The following is a 19,967-nucleotide window of genomic DNA, read 5'->3' on the forward strand; positions in this document are numbered from 1 at the left end:
GTTGAACTTTGATAATCTGCACTTGATACTTGCTTAAGTGCTGATGCTTGTTTGTCAATATCTAAAGCATTGTATCTATCAACTAAACTTTGCAAGTCATTTATCAATGTTGATATCTCTATTCCTGAATGCTTTGTGTAATTCTTTACAGAGCTTAAATTATTTATTAGCATTGTAATAAATGTTACATCTTTAAGTGGATTTTCTCCTGTTGCTTCATTTACCATGTTTACTGAGTTCTGGAATACTACTCTTGTTGCTACTATCTCGTCAAATACTAACTTCAATTGGTCTAAAGTGTATCCTTCAGTTGGTCTATTACCTACAAGGTCTACACTTACTGATCTGTCTCTTCCTGGTACCAATTTGCCGTAGTCAGTATTTTCTTCAATTGATAATCCTAATACTCTTGCGTTCTTTTCTATTGCTGTCTTCATTTCATCTGCTGTTTTAGCTTCGTTCACTGCTTTAAGAGCTGCTTCCACTTCTTCTTTTGAGGCATTAGCTTTTACTGTCACTTTACAAGTCGCAATTTTGTTCCCGTCTACTGTTGTTACTGTAATTATTACTGTACCTGATGCCTTTGCTGTTACTTTGCCATTAGCATCTATTGTTGCTATATCAGTATTACTTGTTGACCAAGTTACATTTTTATTGGTTGCATTAGATGGCTCAACTTTAGCATAAAGTTGTATAGAATCATATTTGTCCAATACCAATATGATAGTTGTACTTTTATCTACAACACCAGCTGGATCACATATACTTACTCCTGTTACATTCACTGTTGGTGTTGGCTTTGGTTCTTCTGGTGTTGGGTCTGGACTTGGTATATATCCTCCACCGCCAGTGGAAGTTCCTCCTGTTGAGATACTACCTGATGAACTACTGTCTGTTGAAGGTTTAGTTTCAACTTTTGTTTCTGTACCTTTTTTCACTACCTCGTTATTTACTTTTACTTCTTCTGTGGCTACTAACTTTTCAATTTTCCCTTCTGATTTTATTTCTACATCTTTAGAATTTACTTCTATTTTTCCTATTTCTGCTCCCTTTTCAACTTCAATGTCTGCTTTTCCTACTGCTTGTATATTTTCAACTTTTGCTCCTTCTTTTACGACTAGCTTTGTATCTTTATTCAATACCAAATTTGGAATGCTTACATTGCCTTCCAATACTACTCTGATTCCACCTGAAGTCTTATCAACTACAACTTGACCAAGTTTGGAATTCTTTATTTTGATACTATTTTCTCCTCCGCCCTTGATAACTGTTTCTCCATTCACTGCTACATTATCTAAAGTAACATCTCCATCTCCAATTCCTTCTGTTAAATAAAGATTTCCTTTAATATTAAGTGTTTTTAGTACTACATCAGGAGTATTTATCAATACATTCCCTGAATAATTTTTGTTGTATTCACCTGAAACATTTATGATTTCTCCACTTGTATTAACTATTATCTTAGATGCTTCTCCTTTAGTTATTGGACTTTGAGGTCTAAAAGTATTGTCTGAATATCCACATAAAATTTCTCTGTCCTTCAGTATACTTACATAACCTTTTACATCATTACTTATGGACTCTGCATCTGCAAAATCATTGGCAGATGATGATTGTTTGTCATCTAGTCCAAAAGCAATTCCTATGATTTTAGCTACTTCTTCACGGGTAATTTTTTCATTTGGTCCTAATTTACTACCTTCAGTAGCAGTTATATATCCTGCACTTATTCCCTTTGCTACTTCATCATAATACCACGATTTTTCTTTCACATCAGAAAAATTAACTGCAGACTTTTCTGTGTATTTCATCAATTTGTTGATTATTGTGAAAAACTCTGCTCGTGTAATATTGTTGTTTGCCCTAAATGTGCCATCTGAATATCCCTCTAGTATACCCTTTTCTGCTAAATATACTACATACTCTTTCGACCAATGGTTCTCTACATCTAGACCACCAGCAAATGAAACAATGCTACCTGTAAAAATCATAGAAAATACAATTAGCATTGAGAGTATTTTTTTTACTGATTTCTTAACCATAAAAAAACCTCCTTTATTTTTATACTATCTGTAGCTCATATTAAAACTACAAATAAAAAAGCCACAATTATATAAGGAATTATTATTTCCTTAAATAATTGTGGCTTGTTTCCAGCTGCAAAAACTGCTTCCTTCCACCTGCCAACTATTCATTTTTTGACGCCTCCTAGCATACTTCAGTAGCCTCATTCAGCATAAAAACACAACATAAACTATTATTAGCTACATTACAATCCAAATAAAACGTTTTCACATCCCGCCCCACACTAGTTTCGATCATGTCTACAAGAAAATCTCCATACTCATCGGATATCTTTTTTCTTATGATTTGAACATAGCATTGCCCAATTTCATCTTTAGCCAAATTTTTTTCTAGAGTTGTAAGAAAATCTTCACAGTACACTAAAACTACATCTTCCATTATATAACCTTTCACAACACCAGGTCCCCTGCTAAAATACTTTGACATAAAAGACTTAAAAGAATCTTCAATATGCCGTTTAGCATTGATATTATCAACACAAACAGGCCTTTTCATAAGTTTTTCATTCCCCCCTTCCCTATACTCTTTCATTATAACTCAATATGTTGTTTATGGCTATACCATTAATAGTATGAATATGAATATTGCAATAAGTTAAATTGACTATTTTCTCTAGGGCTAAAAGCCTATCAGCTACTTTGAAACATTCTATATATTTTTTTAAATCCTTCTTTATTACAAACATGTTTAAATATTTTTAACACTTGTAACAAATACAAAAGATAACTTTCTTGTGTTTCGTTGCTTTTGATGTATTATAAAACGAGCAGATAGCTATACTCTATCTGTTCGTTTTTGACTTTTGCGACAGCGAGACTACTGTCCCTTTTGTCGCATAGTTATTTCCCTTCAATTATAGTCTTTTCAACATTGTATTCTGTATCCATTATGACTATATCTGCATCTTTCCCAATTGCAAGACTTCCTTTGGATTTTTCCAATTCCAATAGCTTAGCTGGATTTAAGGATAACATCTTTACTGCTTGAGGAAAATCCTGATTAGTGTTTTCAACTATGTTTTTCAAGGCTATGTTTAAAGTAAGCACACTTCCAGCCAATGACCCACCGTCTTTCAACCTCGCTGCCCCATCTTTAACTATTACTTCTTGCCCACCTAATTCATAGAGTCCTTCCATCATACATCCAGCTCTCATAGAATCAGTGATAAGTACCACTTTGTCATTGCCTTTAACTTTTAGGAGTACATTGAAAGCACCTGGATGAACGTGAATACAATCTGCAATCAACTCACATGTAATGTCGCTATTCATAACAGCACCTACTACTCCTGGCGATCTATGGTTTAGTGAAGTCATAGCATTGAAAGTATGAGTAGCATGGGTTATTCCTTTATTTATAGCCTCTATTGCTTGCTCATAACTAGCACTAGTATGCCCCATGGACAATACTACATCTGAATTTGACTTTATTTTTTCTATAAATTTATAGTTTTCATCTTCTTCTGGTGCTAAAGTAATAATCTTTATAATGTCTAAATAATTTTTAACTAATTCATAATCTGGTTTCATGATATATTTTGGATTTTGTGCTCCCATTTTTTCTTTGCTGATGAAAGGTCCTTCCATGTGAATACCCAATATTTTTGCTCCAGACATCCCTTTTTTCATTCCCTCTTTTACATTATCAAAGGCCTTTAAAATGTCCTCTTTCCCCATAGTCATAGTAGTCGCTAAGAATCCTGTAACTCCTTTTGCAGCTATTGTCTTACTTATGGTTTCTAATGCTTCAATACTTCCATCCATTACATCTTTTCCACCTGCTCCATGTATATGAATATCTATAAATCCTGGCAGTACATAATTTCCCTTTGCATCTATTTTTTCTTCATATTCATACTTACCTAGTTCTTTTTCATCTATTATATCTACTATTTTTTCATCAAATACAATAGCTTTGTTCTCAAGTATTTCATTTTCTGTCATAATCTTGCCATTAAAAATTACCTTCATTTTCTCCACCTACCTTAAATATATTTATCCTCTTTTGGAAATAAATAATCATTTATGTCATAAAAATCTTCCCATTTTAGATATTCTATATCATTTTCTATACAATACTCTTCTAAATAATCTTTTGCAAATAGGCAATCTGCTTCTTTAGCCACATGTACATCTGTGTGTCCATCTCCTATAAATATGACTTTGTCATATTCTTTTTTAAATTTTCTATATAATTGTACTTTTGAATCTGTGTTTTCTTTTATATTTTCTTCTTCGTAAAACTTTACTTTTATTTCATCACCATTGAAAATAAGTCTATTTGCATAAATGGGTATCCCTTCTATTCCATTTTCATTAAAAAATGCTTCTATTCCATTTATAAAACCACCACTTACTACGGCTATAGGTATATTAGCTTTTTTTAAATTTTCATAAAAAGTTTTAAATCCTCTTTGGAGTACCACATCATTTTTTATATAATTCAAATATGTTTCTTCTGTGATTTTTAGATGATTGAATTCATGAATAGCTAAAGTTTTTAAGTCAATTTGTCCACTATAGTACTGCCTTCTCAATTTATTTATATAGTTTTTGTCTCCAAATGTATCAAACAGCACTGTATTTGTGTCAAAAGTAGTTATTGTTCCATCAAAATCGCATAATATTTTTGTACTCAATTTTTTGCCTCCTAAAATGACTAATTATATATCAAAATATACAAATTCCTAATCACTTTATTTTAACATAATTTTTAAAAAACATCACCAATATACCATTTTTAATAACTTTGACATATTGGTGATGTTTGTTATATTTTCATCTTTTCTACCCTTATTTCATCCATGAGTTTTTTTACATTATTCATACTAATTTTCCCAGTCTCTGCCTCCATTGCATTAGCAGTACCGCAAGCAGCTGCAATTCTTAATACAGTTTCAAAATCATATTCTCTAAGTATTGACACAGCAAATCCAGCTACCATTGAATCCCCTGAACCAACTGGGTTTACAGTCTTTATATTTGGAACCTTCACCTTATAAGCATAGTTCTCAAAAAAAGCCATTGCTCCTTCACTTCCAAGTGAAATCACTATTATCTCTACATTCTTATTTAGCAAATTTTTAGCTGCTTGAATTGCATCATTCTCATTAGTAATAGTAAATCCCATAATATTTTCAAGTTCTTCTTTATTTGGCTTTATCAAAAAAGGAGCTGCTTCAATTCCTAGCTTTAAAGCTTCTCCACTTGTATCAAGAATAAATTTTTTACCCTGCTTTTTAGCAATTTTTATTAATTCTCTATAAGTATTAGCTGCTAATCCTTTAGGTAAACTTCCAGAAGCACTTATTACTTCACAGTTTTTTATTTTATTTTTATATAGTTCATAAAAAGCTAAATTTTCACTTTCAGATACATATGGTCCATTTTCTAAAATTTCTGTTTGACTTCCATCATCCGATAATATAGAAAGGCAGCTCCTCGTTTCCCCATCAATAGCGATAAAGTCGTGTTTTATATTTCTACTGTCTAACTCATCTTCAATATATTCCCCACCTTTACCTCCCAGAAATCCTATAGCCATTACTGGTTCATCAAAAGATTTAATAACTTTAGTCACATTTAATCCTTTTCCCCCAGGAGTGTATTGCACTTCTTTAGCCCTAAATATTTTACCTTTTTCAAAACCATCAACTAAATATCTCCTGTCAATAGAAGGGTTTAAGGTTATAGTTAAAATCAATTCTAATCCCCTCCTTTCATATTAGAGTATTTATGCTTTATTCTTACTTCCGCAGATTTCAATTTTATTCATAACCACTTGTTTTATCGCGTTCTTACCAGGAGTTAAATATTTTCGTGGATCATTAGCCATTGGATTCTCTAAAAAGTATTCCTTTATACTATCAGCAAATGGTATTTTTAACTCAGTAGCTATATTAACTTTACAAATACCTAATTCTATAGCCTTTCTTGTGTCTTCTGGAGACACTCCCGAAGCTCCATGGAGTACCAATGGTATATCAATTATCTTTCTAATATTTGCAAGCCTTTCAAAGTCCAATTTAGGCTTTAGTTTATATAAGCCATGAGCAGTACCAATAGCTATTGCAAGAGAATCTATATTAGTTTTCTTTACAAAATCTAATGCCATGTCAGGAACAGTCAATAGTGCCTTCGCGGCATCAACATTTCTTTCATCTTCTTGTCCGCCCACTGTGCCTAATTCTGCTTCTACAGTTACACCCTGCTTATGAGCAAACTCTACTACATCTCTTGTTACTTTTATATTATCCTCATATTGTTTCAGTGAAGCATCTATCATAACAGATTTAAACCCAGCTCCTATACATTCTTCTAAAAAATTTATATCGGAGCAATGGTCTAAATGCAAAGCAACTGGAATATTATGCTTTTTTGCACCTACCCTTGCCATTGCAACCAAATAATCCATTCCCGCATAATCTACAGTGCCTGGAGTTGCTGCAATTATTACAGGAGATTTCATTTCACATGCACCTTCCAACACAGCTTGCATGGTTTCTAAATTGTGTATATTAAAAGCTGGAACTGCATATCTGTTCTTTTTTGCATCTAATAATATTTCTTTTGTTGAAATAATATCCATATCATCTAACTCTCCTTATCAAACATCAATTTATTCTTTATTATTTCTACAATTTCATCTACTTTGTCAGAAGAAATTATTCTATCTATTACATCATTATCTTGTAAAAGAATCATAGCTTCAGATAGTACTTTCAAATGAGACTCATTATCTGAGGCGCCTAATACAAATACTAATTTAACAGGATCCTTGTCATCAACATTGAAAATTACACCTTCCTTAAAAACAGCAAGACTCATGCACATAGATTTGACACCATCTTCTGGTCTACCATGAAACAATGCAATTCCAGGTGCTATAACAATATATGGGCCATATTTTTCTACAGACTCTATCATAGCATCAACATATTTGCCCTCAATCTTATCTGTATCTATTAATGGCTGTCCTGCAATTTTCCCAGCTTCTTTCCAATCTTTAGCTTCAGAACAAATTTTAATAGTTTCTTCATTTAACAAATCCAATAACAATAATATCACTCCTTGGTTAATTTCATAATTTCATAAATATAATCTGGTTTTATAGTCCAATTGATATAATATTACAATTATCATTTAGGCCCTTGTTCAATCTTAAATCAAACAAGGGTCTAAAGTTAAATATTAATTCTAAAATACTATAAAGTTGCAGCTTTTTCTTTGTTTTTTTGATAACGTAACTCTAAATAACTAACTAATATATATACTGAAATAATAACTAGTATTCCAATGGTCGGATTCTTCAACAACAACATCAATACCATTATATCTATACAATCATGACCTACTCCAACAACACCTATTGCAGAAAAATCAAATATTGTATAGAGAAAACCTGACAAAAAGATTAATAAAAAGCCATATGTTAAACCAGAAATCACTGAACCTCTTCGGCCCCCAGTAGAATTACCCATTATACCTGCAACTCCACCTGTAAAAAATGCACCAATTATTGACACTAAAGGAGTAACTTTAAATACAGCTGAACTTACAAACATACCAATTATCATTCCTACAATTGCTGTAACAAATCCTATCATCAATGAATTAGGAGCAAATCCAAATAATGCCGGAACATCTAATGCAGGTATAGCACCAGGAACAAGCCTATCAGCAATACCTTTAAAAGCAGGAACCAATTCCCCTAAAAACATACGTACACCTTGTAAAAGTATAAGTACACCAGCTGCAAACCCCATTGCTTTTAATAATCCGAAAACAATAAAATTTTGATTGCCAGCATACTCTGAAACTACCTTTGGACCAGCTGCAATTACAACTATTAGGTAAAAAATTGTCATAACTAGTGAAACTGACACAGATGTATCTTTGAAAAAGTCTAATGATTCAGGTAATTTTATATCTTCAGCAGATTTTGATTTATCACCCAACAATTTACCCACTTGTGCAGATGCAGTTGTACCTAATGTAGTTAAATGTCCCATTGCTATACTATTAGTTCCAGTTATATTCCTAACCATAGGTTGAGCAATAGCAGGCAATAAAGTAAGAATTATTCCTTGCAAAAGAGAACCAAGTATTATAATCATAGGTTCGCTAAATTTTGCAACGTATAAGCTATAAGAAAGTGCTACCGACGAAATCCACATCATATGTCCAGTTAAAAAGATATATTTTAGAGGTGTAATCCTTGCTAATAATACATTTACTAAAAATCCAATAGCCATAATTAATGCACTAGTAGAAGCTATTATAGGGACAGATGTTTGCATAGCACCTACCACTGCTTCAGATGAGGTTGCAAATCCAGATAAATTGAAAACCTTAGTAAACAAATCAACAAATGGTAAAATTTCCGAAACAATCAAACCTGCTCCAGCTGATAATACCAACATTCCTAATGCTGTTTTTAAAGATCCAGCAAATACTTGTCCAGCTGATTTTTTTTGAAGCATCAGTCCAATCATTGCTATAATTCCAAGTATCATAGCTGGTGTACCTAGAATATCTAGTATTAAACTCAACATTTTATTTTCCCCTCCATATTATTTATTTTTTTCAAAATAAGCTGATAGCTTATCCTTAACTTCTTTTTCATCAACAATATTATCAATAAATATAACATTGTCCTGTCCTTCAAAATTCTTTTTAAATCCACTTGTAGTTACAATTAAATCTGCATTTCTTCCTTTTACTGTTCCCATGTCCCAATGTTCAATATTGCATTTAATCCCCAATTCCTTCATTACATTATCGACTGTTATTTTTAATATTAAACTAGAACCTACACCTAAACCACATACTGTTACTATGTGTAGCATTTTACTTCCCCCTCTACATTTATTATTCTATTTAAATCAAGTTAATAGATTATCTTGGACCTCCTTTCCCCAAATAATATCAAGTATCTTTTAAATATATTGAATTTTTATAAGCAACTTATTTTATCTTTATATTTATTTATATACTCGTTATTTATTGCATCTCCTTTGTCAAGGTTGGAACTCACATATACTGGTGGAATATAACCTTCTTTTACACAGTTCTCAACAGTTTGAGCAACAATGGCTTCCATGACAGTCATACCGAGAACTGTAGAAGTTCCGCAAAACATGTGATCCATCCCATCAATTGATAGACAGGCATCTCCACTAACACATTTAATATCGATTACAACATCAGATACATCTTTTAACAGCTTTCCAGAACTATGTCGAGATGTTACACTATTGGTAAATTGCAACGAAGTTAATGCTATTACTTTCATTCCTTTTTCTTTTGCTGCCAATGCCATATCAACAACGCCTGCATTTCTCCCAGATATTGACACTATAATCATAGTATCTTTTTCATCTACATTTTCCAAATTTAAATAAGTAGGTGTAAAACCCTCAACCCTTTCTTGTATTGTACTTAATTTTGCTTTCGGATATAAAGCCATATGGGGAATAAGCAATGGATTCACTTGCACCAACCCTCCAGCTCTATAAAAAACTTCCATTGAAAACATTTGAGAATGACCACAACCAAAAACATGTATTAATCGATCGTTCATGATAGATTTGGAGCAGTACTCAGCTGCTTTCTCAATATTCTCCTTTTCCTCTTCAAATTGTGTCTCTAATTGTTCTTTAACAGTTGAATAATATTCTAGATATTTCATAACCATCCTCCTCATATAATAGTTTAAAATCAAGTTGCAACTTTCCTAAATAAATTATTTAAATCATATGTTTATTTATATTTATATATATTTACTCCTTTAACCACCCTATTGACTAATCCACTTGGATTTGGATTATCAGGTTCCACATTATTCTTTACTGAAGATAGCAAAGCAAAGATTTGAGCATATAACACATAAAGTAAAGATAAAAATACTTCACAATGAATATTATTAGCATTTTCACTCAAAAACATCTGATAATCTGATACTTCTTCAACACTGCTGCAAAATTCCTTTGAAATTGCTACAACTTTATGTTTTCCTGTATCTCTATAGATTTCGTTTAATAAATCTAAATCATACTTTTTAGAATATTCATCTTCAGAAACATATATAAATATTAATGTATTGTCATTAACTATAGATTTAGGGCCATGTCTAAAACCTAATACCGTTTCTTTATGAGAAATAATTTTACCTCGAGTCAGTTCTAAAATTTTTAATGCACTTTCCTTTGAAAGTCCATAGAAACTTCCCGAGCCTAAATATACAACTCTCTCAAAATCACAATCCAATAATTTTTTAAGTTCTTCATGACCATGTTCTAAGATATTTCTACCAATATCAATCATTTCAATTGCTTCTTTTTTATTATTTTCAAAGTTTGATATATCAAAAACAAGTGATGCTGCAAGAGCCATACACGAAAAACTGCTAGTCATAGCAAACCCTTTATCGTTTGACTTATCTGGCATTAAAAGCAACAATACGTTTTCCTTGTTTTTGGATATTTTCGCCAATTCCCCTTCAGCATTACATGTTATGAATATATGGCTAATATCATCTATTAAATCATTTGCTAAATTATAAGTTGCAACACTTTCAGGACTATTCCCAGATCGAGCAAAGGATACCATTATAGTTGGAATATCTTTTTTCAAGTATAGTTGAGGATTAACAACTATATCCGTTGTAGAAATAGCCTCATAAATAAATTTCTCTCCTCTATTTAAATAAGGAACTATTATATCTCCTATATAAGCTGAAGTGCCAGCTCCAGTAAAAATAACTCTGATTTTTTCTTTCTTTATTCTGTCTTTCATAAAACTATCTATTATGTTCTTGTTAGACTCAATTATCTTCAAAGTTTCTAACCACAACTCTGGTTGTTGATATATTTCTGTAGCAGTATTGAGCCCATTTAATTTTTCCCACATTTCCTTATCAAATCCAAACATTAATATCACACTCCATTTCATTATATCTCATAATGTCGTCATCCTGTCATTACCAGTTTGCCGAAAAATTACTTTTTTAATACTACATGATACTTGAATCTATCTCCCCTTGCAATTCCCTTAGTATACTCAATTATAGTTCCATTTTCATAAGTTATTCTTTCTATCAACATACTAGGCAATTTTTTAGAATAATTCAGTAATTTGGCCTCATCTTCTCTAGTTAATACAGGTTGAAAATTTTCTTCGGCACAAGTAAACTTAACATCATACTTTTTTGTAAACACATCATACATGGCATGTTTTTCCAGTTCGCTTCTCGATAAATTAGGGAATCTATGGCAAGGTACATGACTGGTTTCTACCATCATAGGTTGATTGTCAGCAAGTCTCAATCTTGTAAATATATATATTTTATCTCCAACATTTAAGTCCATTTTTCGTGCTAATTCCTCATTGCACTCTCCTATTTTAAAATCTAAAACTTTTGAACTAGGAGTTTTGCCACTTTTTTTCATTTCCTCTGTGAAACTATAAAATTTTAACAAATCTTGCTTGAACCTTTCCCGAGAAACAAAAGTACCCTTTCCATGTACTCTATATATATATCCTTCTTTTTCTAGTTCTTGTATGGCTTGCCTTACAGTAGATCTACTTATATCATACCTTTCACATAGTTCTCTTTCTGATGGCAACTGATCATCTTCATGTAAATTTCCTTCCTCTATCATAGCTATAACTATGTCCATTAGTTGACAATATAATGGGATTCTACTCGTTTTATCTATTCCTCTCATTTTCTCACCTTTATATTATATTGTTTAATTGGTCCGTACCACATATTATAATATACTATCTCATAAGAATTGTCAATAATTTAAGAATAAAAAATATGGGACATTTTGTTTGCCACCTTTTTGCAAAAAAATGAACAGATAGCTATGCTCTATCTGTTCGTTTTTGATTTTTGCGACAGTGAGACTGCTGTCCCTGCTGTAGCAAAAAGGATTCGACTTCTTTTTGGGATGGGATGGAGTTTTGAGCTCCAATTTTTGTGGTTGCTAAGGCTGCTGCTCCGCTAGCAAATTCAATCATTTTTTCTAAGCTATGATCTATTTTTACAGCTATGGCTCCATTGAAGGTATCTCCTGCTGCTGTAGGATCTGAACTATCTACTGTGAAACTTTCGAAGTACCTTTTCTCATTTTTATCTACATATAGACAACCTTTTGAACCCAAAGTGATAATGACCTTGTCAACACCTTTTCTTAAAAGTATTTCTGAACCTTTTTCTATATCCTTGGTCCCTGTGAGAGTTTCAAGTTCTGTCTCATTGGGAGTGATTATATGGATATATTTAAATATTTCCTCTGGTATTTGTCTTGCTGGTGCTGGATTTAATATTACTCTTTTGTTATATTTTTTTGCAAGGACTATAGTTTCTACAACTGTATCCATAGGTATTTCCAACTGAATCAATACCACTTCTGATTCTTTAATTTTTTCTTCGAATTTCTTTATATGCTCTTTAGAAAGTTTTTGATTTGCTCCAGGATATACTATGATAGAATTTTCTTTGGAATCGCTTATATTGATAGAGGCCATTCCTGTGTTTCCTTCTACTTCAACTATTCCATCCGAACTAATTTCATTTTCTAAAAGATTTTCTTTCATTTCTTTTCCTATGGAATCATTCCCAACAGCGCCAATGAAAAACACATCTCCTCCCAATTTTCGGGCAGCTACTGCTTGATTGGCACCTTTTCCTCCAGGAACTAGGAGCAAATCCTTTGCCATGATAGTTTCTCCCTCTTTGGGAAGTTCTTTAACCAAAAAATTATAATCTACATTGATGCTTCCTACAACTACTATCTTCATCAAAACACCCCATCAATTCAAAATTCTATTACATTTAACAGTCCATTCTACAATTTCATCAATACTCAGTTCTTCGAGTCCTCTGACATAGGTTTTAATATCTTTGCCTATAGGGTTTATCCACTTTCCCCCAATTCCATTTTTGCCATTGAGTACTCCTACTATATTTCCTATTTGAGCAGTATTGCAATCTACATCCAATCCTGCCCTTGCCCCAATGAGCATGGTTTTGTCAAAATTTCCTTCTCCAAACCACAAAGCAACTACTTCAATAGCCGCATTGGGATAAGCATGAGTTAAATTATACTCTTTGAATTCTTCCAAACAAATTTCCAAAACTTTTTCCCAATCGTCATACTTCTTGCACTGAGATAGGGCAAAATTAACTACATAATAATATTGACTATCCTCTGGAAGAATAGCTATGGCTTTTTCCAATATGTTCTTTATATCATCCTCTACAAAAGCTAAAGATGTAAGTATGCTATTGAATACCTCTCCTATAATTCCATTGTTGTGATGAGATACTTCTCCATCTATCCAAGCAAGTTTTGCAGCAGTATATACATCTCCTGGAGCTACCATTCCACATACAGCTCCCCTCATTTGGGCACCTATCCATTCCCTATAGGGATTGTTTGAAAATCCACTTTCGGGAGGGTAAATTCCAAGCATCAAATTCTTCATGGCAATATCTTCAGCAGACCAGCCAAAAGGTATCATAGCTACCCAATTTTCTGCTATAGCTTTAGAATTTATTCCTTTTCCTTCATCAAGAAGCGTCTTTAAAAAGACCAATTCATAAGTAATATCATCATTGTAAGTACAAGGTGGCTTTAAGTAAAAATCCACATATCCAAAGGCTTCTTTGATGGCCTTTCCAGAATAACCTTCCAAGGCAGTCCCAAAAGCTCCACCACAAATTTGACCTAGCCATCCATATAAAACTTTTTCCCTAAAATCCAAACTATCTATATCTACCATCTTTTTTTCAGGGAAATTTGCACTTTTTTCAAATTCATCCCAACTATTATATATTTTATATGACCAATAATCCGATTTCGCATCTTTTTCTCCATGGGACAATTCATAAAAAATCTTTGAGCTTATCTTGAAAAGTTCCATTATATCATCTCTGTCATAGGCCTTATATCCTTCTTGAAGCAATTTTTCAGCCTTTTCTACATTCATACCCATATTTTCTACTGATTGTACTGCTCCAGCTATAAGGCTTGAAGGGGCACCAGAACCAGGAGCCACACTTCTCCAGATAATTTTCAATTTGTTGAAATCATGATTTTGCATATCATCCATAGTCCAAGTGCTTTCACTGTCATCTACAAGTTTTGCATTGGCACTTTCATACACATCTTTTGCAATTTCCCAAGCTTTCATGAAATGTCTCCTTTCCCCACTCTTTTATCAAGAACCTTTAAACTTTCAAATATCATATTTGAAAAAACTTCTCTATTTGCATCAAACATTACATAAGCATTTTTTTCTTCTTCTTTAGCTTTTATATCTACTACTGTCATTCCTCTTGTCAATTCTCCTTTGGTTTCTACATCTACCTTGCAATGTTTTAAAGTGAATATTTCTGGATTTAGCAAATAAGCTACAGAAGAAACATCATACAAAGGACTTCCTTCAAATCCAAATCTCTTGCTAGCTATAGAATAAAACTCCAATAGCTCTCTAACTAAATTTGATACCTTTCCTTCATCTTTAAGTTTCTCTATTTCATAATCAAATATTTGAATTTCCCTTGCAATATCTAGTCCACTCATAACTATAGGCACGCCAGAATTAAAGACCATCTTTGCTGCTTCTGGATCTACATATATATTAAATTCCGCACAAGAAGTCACATTTCCGCCTTCATAGGCTCCACCCATCAAAGAAATCATCTCTATTTTTTCCTTTAGTTCAGGATAAGTTAGAAGAAATAACCCAATATTTGTGAGAGGCCCCAAGGCAACTAATGTCACAGGTTCATCTGAACTTGATACCACTTCTCTCATAAACTCTATGGCATTTTTATCTATAGGCTTAATTTTAGGCTCCATCAATTCTGGACCATCCATTCCTGATGAGCCATGAGATTCTGCCCCTGTAAAAAGTGAATTAAAAACAGGTTTAGTAGCCCCCACAGCTACAGGAATATCTTCTCCTATAAATTCCAATATCTTTAAAGCATTGTTAGTCACTTTATCTACTGTTTGATTTCCTGCTACAGTAGTGATTCCCTTTATATTTAGCTTTTCCTTGTTTCCCAATGCTAGCAATATAGCTATTGCATCGTCATGTCCTGGATCGCAGTCAATTAAAATATTTCTCATAGCTAATCCCTCACTTTTTTATTCTTTCTATTTTCTTCTGATGCATATACTATAAGTCCCACAACTGTTGCTACATAAGGTATTATTTGAACAAATTCAGCTGGTATGCTATAAGAACTCAAAATATTTGAAAGGGCATCTGCCACTCCAAACAACAAAGATGTGAAAAATGTTCCCATAGTAGTTCCTCTGCCCATAGCTTCTGCTGCCAAGGCAATCCATCCTCTACCTGCTGTCATGTTTCTAGAAAACCATGAAACATATCCCATAGACATATATGCTCCACCAAGACTTGCAAACACTCCACTCAAAAGAAGTGCTATAGTTCTAGTTTTGTTGACACTTATACCTACTGAATCTGCTGCATCAGGATTTTCTCCAACAGCTTTGATTCTAAGTCCAAGAGAAGTCTTTTTAAACATTATATAAACCAATATTACACAAAGAATTGATATATATGTCAAAACATTGTGTCCAGACAAAATCTCTCCCACTACAGGTATATCTTTGATGATTGGTATATTTATTGATGGCAAAACTTTGCTTGGAAGAGAAGCACTAGTACCTTTGTCATGAGTAAGTAGGTACAATATAAATATTGAGCCTCCATCTGCAAACAAGTTTACAGCTATACCTCCAAGTATAATATGGGTTTTAAAATACAATGTGAAATATGCAAGTATCCCAGTGATGATAAGCCCTGTAATTATGGCAAAAAGAAGTCCTAACCATGCACTGCCTGTAAATGCACTCCCTATAACTCCCGTCAATGCTGCCATGAGCATTATACCTTCCAATCCAATATTGGCAATACCAGCTCTATCTGAAACCAATGCTCCCAATGCAGCAAATAGTATTGGAGTAGTTACACGCAAAATTGCGTATCCAAACTCTGGTGAAAAAATAGCTTTTAGCAAATTAAACATATTTTTTGGCCTCCTTTAAAATCATCTTTTGTTTTAAAGGCTTCAAAAATCTTTCTGCAGAAATAAGCAATATTATAATTGCTTGTATTATAGCAACCATTTCTGAAGGCACATCTGTCATTCTGGCCATCATATCTGCTCCTGTACGAATATAGGCAAGGAAAAGAGCTGCTCCTACTACTCCTATGGGATTGTTCCTCGCAAGCATAGCCACAAGAGTCCCATCAAATCCATATCCAGGCAAAGACTGCCACTGAAATCTATTGTACATCCCCAATATTTCAGTACCTCCACCGATACCTGCCAACACTCCTGCTATGACATGAGAATAGATAATTACCTTAAAGCTGTCTATTCCTGAATAATCTGCAAAATTTCTATTAAGTCCTGTCATTCTCAAGGCATATCCCCATTTGGTCTTATACAAAAAGTAATAAGTAAATATTACTGCAAATATGACTAATATAATTCCTGAATGTATTCTTGTTCCTGGTATTAGAACACTAAGTTTAGCTGTTGGTTTGAATTTATATGAAACTGTTGCAAGGGCAAAAGGATCCCTCAAAAAATAATTCACTATATAAAGTCCAATACCAAAAAGTATATTGTTGAACATCAAAGAAGTCACCAATTCACTTGCATTCCATTTAGCCTTTAAATATCCAGGAACAAAGTTGATTAGCCCTCCAACTACTCCAGCTATGAGTATGGCTACAAAAGGATGAATACCCTTAGGCAAAGTAAAAAACACTCCCACAATAGCAGCCATTACTCCACTGAAATAAAATATTCCTTCAGCTCCCAAATTAAATAGATTGGCCTGAAACACTACAGAAGCAGCTAATCCTGCAAAAATTAGAGGAATAGCCATTTCAATTACATTTCCAATATGTCTGAAAGATTGGAGTGGTCCAAATATAAAGCTATATATAGTATCAATAGGCTCATCACTTATAAAAAGGATGATGACAAAGCCCAAGATCAATGCTATAAAAACTGCAACAATACTTCTCAATATTTCAAATGCCGTTTCCTTATTCATGAGTAGCCCTCCTTATCCTTTCTTCTTCATGGCGTTTTACTCCCAACATATAAAGTCCCAGTTCTTCTTCTGTAATTGAAGATACATCTTCAAAGTAAGCAACTATCTCCCCTTCATACATTACGAGTAAACTATCGCTCAATTCCATTACTTCATTTAAATCTGCAGAAACTAGAAGGACACCAGTACCTTGGTTTCTAAGTTCAACCAATTTCTCCTTTATAAACTTAGCAGCTCCTATATCCACACCTCTAGTAGGCTGGTCTGCTATTAAAAAGACAGGATTTGTAAAGCATTCCCTTGCTACTACTACCTTCTGCATATTACCCCCAGAAAGCATCCTTATCTTTTGCAAATTTCCTGAACACTTTATATCAAATTCTTCTATCAATTTATCAGATAGAGAATCAATTTTTTTGTTATCCATAAACAATTTGTTGTTAAAACTTTTGTTGTCATATTGACTGGATATTATATTGTCCTTGATAGAGCCATCCACTGCTGTACCAGTAGTCATTCTATCTTCTGGAATATAGCAAAGACCCAGATCTCTGATTTCCTTTATTGACATATTTTCTATATCTTTTCCATTTAATTTTACAGAATTTTGACTTTCTCTCTTGCCTGCAATTATTTCAACGAGTTCACGTTGCCCATTTCCTTCTACACCTGCAATTCCCAATATTTCGCCAGCTCGTACTGAAAAACTTACATTCTTTAAGACTTTCTTTCCAATTTCATTAGTATAGTTTAAATCTTGAACTTTAAGTACCGAGGAATCAAAAGAATGATCTTTTTTGTCATAGCTAGAGGATACCTGATACCCTACCATGAGCTTTGATATTTCTTCTTCTGTCACATCACTTGTCTTATAAGTTCCAACGGTTTTCCCTTTTTTCATAATAGTTATACGCTCACTTATTTCTTTAACTTCTTTAAGCTTATGGGAAATAAATACTATAGTATGTCCTTGATCTTTTAAATATTTCAATTGCTCAAACAATTCTTTCGTCTCTTGAGGAGTCAAAACAGCTGTTGGCTCGTCCAATATAAGTATTTCTGCCCCTCTATATAACGCCTTAAGTATTTCTACCTTTTGCTTCATACCTACAGATAAATTGTCAACCTTTTCATAAGGTTCAACCATCAAATTATATTTTTCAGAAAGGGCTTTGGTGATATTCACTGCTTCATCAAAATCTATAAACACACGCTTCTTTGGCTCCATCCCTAATACTATGTTTTCAGCAATAGAAAAAGAAGATACAAGCATAAAATGCTGATGGACCATTCCAATTCCATACTTGATTGCATCATTTGAAGATGACATCTGAATTTCACTTCCATTTAGCAAAATCTGCCCCTTTGTTGGCTTTTCCATGCCAAATAGTATCTTCATAAGAGTGGATTTTCCTGCTCCATTTTCTCCTACAAGAGCATGTATTTCTCCTTTTCTCAATGAAAAATTTATATCTTCATTGGCAATTACACCATTGTCATATACCTTTGTGATACCTTTCATCTCTAACAAATCAGTCATAGATACCATCCTCACATCTATTATTATTTGAAAAAAATGGATTACCTCTGCATATAGAGAGGAAATCCATTTTTATTTAATTCTTTTGGATTTTATTATTGGGGTTTTACAGATTCCCTTATTTCATTTATTTCCTCTGTACTCAATCCAAAGGCTGTATTGACTTCAATTTCTCCTTTTGAAAGTTTCTCTTCTATTTCTTCAATTTGTTTTTTCATATCGTCTGTCATTAATTTTTCATAGAATTCATTTTTAGCTAGTCCAATACCATCTTCTTTTAGACCAAGTACTTCATAAGTTCCAAAAGGCAAAGTATCTTCTTGATATTTCTTAACTGCTCTCAAAATAGCTGAATCTATGTTTTTAACAGCTGATGTTATAATATGTTCTGCTTTTTCTGTATCTGTATCCTTGAAAAGCATAGCTTGATCTGAATCTACTCCTATAGCATATTTGCCTTTTTCCTTTGCAGCATCCAATTGTCCCAATCCACTTTGACCTGCTACGTTAAATCCAACATCTACACCAGAATTGTATTGAGCCATAGCCATTTCTTTTCCTTTAGCTGGGTTAACAAAATCTCCCACATAAGATACAGCAACCTTTACATCTGGATTCACATATTGTGCTCCTTGAATATAACCTACAAGGAAGTCATTGATACCAGGGTTGTCCATACCTCCCAAAAATCCAATTACATTATCTTCATTTGCAAGTTCCATATCAGATTTTGTCACTAAACCAGCAACTGCACCTGCCAAGAAAGATACTTCATTTGTTTTATAAAACATAGAATATACATTTTCAGGTGTTTCATCTACTGAAGTATCAAAGTTGATATATTTTTTATCTGGATATTCCTTTGCTATATCATTCAATGATTCTGATATTTCCCAAGTTCCACTGATTATCAAATCCCAATCTTGTTCTGATACATCAATTAGAGTTGGTTCCCATTTTGTCTTGTCAGTTCCCATTTCAATTACTTTTGTTTCTGCTCCCAATTCTTCTTTTACCAATTCCATTCCATGATTTGCAGCATCAAAAAATGATTTATCTCCAAGGTTCCCGGGGATAAGTAAAACTACCTTTAAATCACTACTCTTTTCTTCTTGTTTTTCTACATCTTTGCCAGAATCATTTTTTTCATTATTTGAACAACCTGTTACAAATACTGCAAATACTAAAACAAATGCTAAAAGTAAACTCATAAATCTTTTCATTTTA

The 19,967-nt window shown here is 33.0% G+C and carries 20 protein-coding genes; all 20 read right to left on the reverse strand.

The features are described 5' to 3' along the window. Nucleotides 1-2,042, reverse strand: a 2,042-nt coding sequence (locus BUA21_RS04080) for an S-layer homology domain-containing protein (RefSeq protein WP_072743459.1), incomplete at its 3' end; no start/stop codon positions are given. Between the two features lie 166 nt (nucleotides 2,043-2,208). Then, nucleotides 2,209-2,580 (reverse strand): Na-translocating system protein MpsC family protein, encoded by a 372-nt coding sequence (locus BUA21_RS04085; protein WP_072743460.1) that lies wholly within the window; start codon nucleotides 2,578-2,580, stop codon nucleotides 2,209-2,211. Nucleotides 2,581-2,602: 22 nt separating this feature from the next. Further along, complete coding sequence (locus BUA21_RS14665) at nucleotides 2,603-2,770, reverse strand: hypothetical protein (RefSeq protein ID WP_159429087.1); 168 nt, start codon at nucleotides 2,768-2,770, stop codon at nucleotides 2,603-2,605. 154 nt (nucleotides 2,771-2,924) lie between these two features. Further along, nucleotides 2,925-4,055 carry an N-acetylglucosamine-6-phosphate deacetylase gene (nagA, locus tag BUA21_RS04090; RefSeq protein WP_072743461.1) on the reverse strand — a complete coding sequence of 377 codons (1,131 nt, stop codon included), beginning with the start codon at nucleotides 4,053-4,055 and terminating at the stop codon, nucleotides 2,925-2,927. Between the two features lie 14 nt (nucleotides 4,056-4,069). Further along, on the reverse strand, nucleotides 4,070-4,723 hold the full coding sequence (locus tag BUA21_RS04095; protein ID WP_072743462.1) for an MtnX-like HAD-IB family phosphatase: 654 nt from the start codon (nucleotides 4,721-4,723) through the stop codon (nucleotides 4,070-4,072). 131 nt (nucleotides 4,724-4,854) lie between these two features. Continuing rightward, nucleotides 4,855-5,787 (reverse strand): 1-phosphofructokinase, encoded by a 933-nt coding sequence (gene pfkB, locus BUA21_RS04100; RefSeq protein ID WP_072743463.1) that lies wholly within the window; start codon nucleotides 5,785-5,787, stop codon nucleotides 4,855-4,857. A gap of 30 nt (nucleotides 5,788-5,817) precedes the next feature. Continuing rightward, nucleotides 5,818-6,672, reverse strand: coding sequence for a class II fructose-1,6-bisphosphate aldolase (fba, locus tag BUA21_RS04105; protein WP_072743464.1), 855 nt, complete (start codon nucleotides 6,670-6,672; stop codon nucleotides 5,818-5,820). Between the two features lie 5 nt (nucleotides 6,673-6,677). Further along, nucleotides 6,678-7,142 carry a PTS sugar transporter subunit IIA gene (locus BUA21_RS04110; RefSeq protein ID WP_072743465.1) on the reverse strand — a complete coding sequence of 155 codons (465 nt, stop codon included), beginning with the start codon at nucleotides 7,140-7,142 and terminating at the stop codon, nucleotides 6,678-6,680. Between the two features lie 146 nt (nucleotides 7,143-7,288). Then, a complete protein-coding gene (locus BUA21_RS04115) occupies nucleotides 7,289-8,638 on the reverse strand; it encodes a PTS ascorbate transporter subunit IIC (RefSeq protein WP_072743466.1) in 1,350 nt (449 codons plus the stop codon). Nucleotides 8,639-8,656: 18 nt separating this feature from the next. Beyond that, nucleotides 8,657-8,932: a PTS sugar transporter subunit IIB gene (locus BUA21_RS04120; RefSeq protein ID WP_072743467.1), complete on the reverse strand. Its 276-nt coding sequence runs from the start codon at nucleotides 8,930-8,932 to the stop codon at nucleotides 8,657-8,659. 107 nt (nucleotides 8,933-9,039) lie between these two features. Further along, the gene (locus BUA21_RS04125) at nucleotides 9,040-9,774 is read right to left on the reverse strand and encodes a sugar isomerase domain-containing protein (protein ID WP_158281621.1); all 735 of its coding nucleotides are present in this window, start codon (nucleotides 9,772-9,774) and stop codon (nucleotides 9,040-9,042) included. Nucleotides 9,775-9,845: 71 nt separating this feature from the next. Next, nucleotides 9,846-11,015, reverse strand: coding sequence for an SIS domain-containing protein (locus tag BUA21_RS04130; RefSeq protein ID WP_072743469.1), 1,170 nt, complete (start codon nucleotides 11,013-11,015; stop codon nucleotides 9,846-9,848). A 68-nt stretch (nucleotides 11,016-11,083) separates the two neighbouring features. Then, complete coding sequence (locus BUA21_RS04135; protein WP_072743470.1) at nucleotides 11,084-11,812, reverse strand: GntR family transcriptional regulator; 729 nt, start codon at nucleotides 11,810-11,812, stop codon at nucleotides 11,084-11,086. 142 nt (nucleotides 11,813-11,954) lie between these two features. Then, entirely contained in the window at nucleotides 11,955-12,893 is a 939-nt protein-coding gene (gene rbsK / locus BUA21_RS04140) for a ribokinase (RefSeq protein ID WP_084604142.1), read from the reverse strand. Between the two features lie 12 nt (nucleotides 12,894-12,905). Beyond that, a complete protein-coding gene (locus tag BUA21_RS04145; protein WP_072743472.1) occupies nucleotides 12,906-14,288 on the reverse strand; it encodes an ADP-ribosylglycohydrolase family protein in 1,383 nt (460 codons plus the stop codon). Beyond that, nucleotides 14,285-15,232 (reverse strand): nucleoside hydrolase, encoded by a 948-nt coding sequence (locus tag BUA21_RS04150; RefSeq protein WP_072743473.1) that lies wholly within the window; start codon nucleotides 15,230-15,232, stop codon nucleotides 14,285-14,287. The genes BUA21_RS04145 and BUA21_RS04150 overlap by 4 nt, the downstream gene beginning before the upstream one ends. A 2-nt stretch (nucleotides 15,233-15,234) precedes the next feature. Next, a complete protein-coding gene (locus BUA21_RS04155; RefSeq protein WP_072743474.1) occupies nucleotides 15,235-16,158 on the reverse strand; it encodes an ABC transporter permease in 924 nt (307 codons plus the stop codon). After that, complete coding sequence (locus tag BUA21_RS04160) at nucleotides 16,151-17,200, reverse strand: ABC transporter permease (protein ID WP_072743475.1); 1,050 nt, start codon at nucleotides 17,198-17,200, stop codon at nucleotides 16,151-16,153. The genes BUA21_RS04155 and BUA21_RS04160 overlap by 8 nt, the downstream gene beginning before the upstream one ends. After that, nucleotides 17,193-18,740 (reverse strand): ABC transporter ATP-binding protein, encoded by a 1,548-nt coding sequence (locus BUA21_RS04165; protein ID WP_143147127.1) that lies wholly within the window; start codon nucleotides 18,738-18,740, stop codon nucleotides 17,193-17,195. Before BUA21_RS04165 ends, BUA21_RS04160 begins: the two co-directional genes overlap by 8 nt. A gap of 95 nt (nucleotides 18,741-18,835) precedes the next feature. Next, nucleotides 18,836-19,963: a BMP family ABC transporter substrate-binding protein gene (locus BUA21_RS04170; protein ID WP_072743479.1), complete on the reverse strand. Its 1,128-nt coding sequence runs from the start codon at nucleotides 19,961-19,963 to the stop codon at nucleotides 18,836-18,838. Nucleotides 19,964-19,967 lie beyond the last annotated feature (4 nt).

This window comes from Sporanaerobacter acetigenes DSM 13106, assembly GCF_900130025.1.
Lineage (GTDB): Bacteria > Bacillota > Clostridia > Tissierellales > Sporanaerobacteraceae > Sporanaerobacter > Sporanaerobacter acetigenes.

Coding starts and splice junctions, on each gene's coding strand:
- fba (WP_072743464.1), bottom strand. CDS start 6,672: ATGGATATTATTTCAACAAAAGAAATATTATTAGATGCAAAAAAGAAC.
- BUA21_RS04155 (WP_072743474.1), bottom strand. CDS start 16,158: ATGTTTAATTTGCTAAAAGCTATTTTTTCACCAGAGTTTGGATACGCA.
- BUA21_RS04135 (WP_072743470.1), bottom strand. CDS start 11,812: ATGAGAGGAATAGATAAAACGAGTAGAATCCCATTATATTGTCAACTA.
- BUA21_RS04115 (WP_072743466.1), bottom strand. CDS start 8,638: ATGTTGAGTTTAATACTAGATATTCTAGGTACACCAGCTATGATACTT.
- BUA21_RS04120 (WP_072743467.1), bottom strand. CDS start 8,932: ATGCTACACATAGTAACAGTATGTGGTTTAGGTGTAGGTTCTAGTTTA.
- rbsK (WP_084604142.1), bottom strand. CDS start 12,893: ATGAAGATAGTAGTTGTAGGAAGCATCAATGTAGATTATAATTTTTTG.
- BUA21_RS04145 (WP_072743472.1), bottom strand. CDS start 14,288: ATGAAAGCTTGGGAAATTGCAAAAGATGTGTATGAAAGTGCCAATGCA.
- BUA21_RS04170 (WP_072743479.1), bottom strand. CDS start 19,963: ATGAAAAGATTTATGAGTTTACTTTTAGCATTTGTTTTAGTATTTGCA.
- BUA21_RS04085 (WP_072743460.1), bottom strand. CDS start 2,580: ATGAAAAGGCCTGTTTGTGTTGATAATATCAATGCTAAACGGCATATT.
- BUA21_RS04125 (WP_158281621.1), bottom strand. CDS start 9,774: ATGAAATATCTAGAATATTATTCAACTGTTAAAGAACAATTAGAGACA.
- BUA21_RS04150 (WP_072743473.1), bottom strand. CDS start 15,232: ATGAGAAATATTTTAATTGACTGCGATCCAGGACATGACGATGCAATA.
- BUA21_RS04160 (WP_072743475.1), bottom strand. CDS start 17,200: ATGAATAAGGAAACGGCATTTGAAATATTGAGAAGTATTGTTGCAGTT.
- BUA21_RS14665 (WP_159429087.1), bottom strand. CDS start 2,770: ATGTTTGTAATAAAGAAGGATTTAAAAAAATATATAGAATGTTTCAAA.
- BUA21_RS04165 (WP_143147127.1), bottom strand. CDS start 18,740: ATGACTGATTTGTTAGAGATGAAAGGTATCACAAAGGTATATGACAAT.
- nagA (WP_072743461.1), bottom strand. CDS start 4,055: ATGAAGGTAATTTTTAATGGCAAGATTATGACAGAAAATGAAATACTT.
- BUA21_RS04130 (WP_072743469.1), bottom strand. CDS start 11,015: ATGTTTGGATTTGATAAGGAAATGTGGGAAAAATTAAATGGGCTCAAT.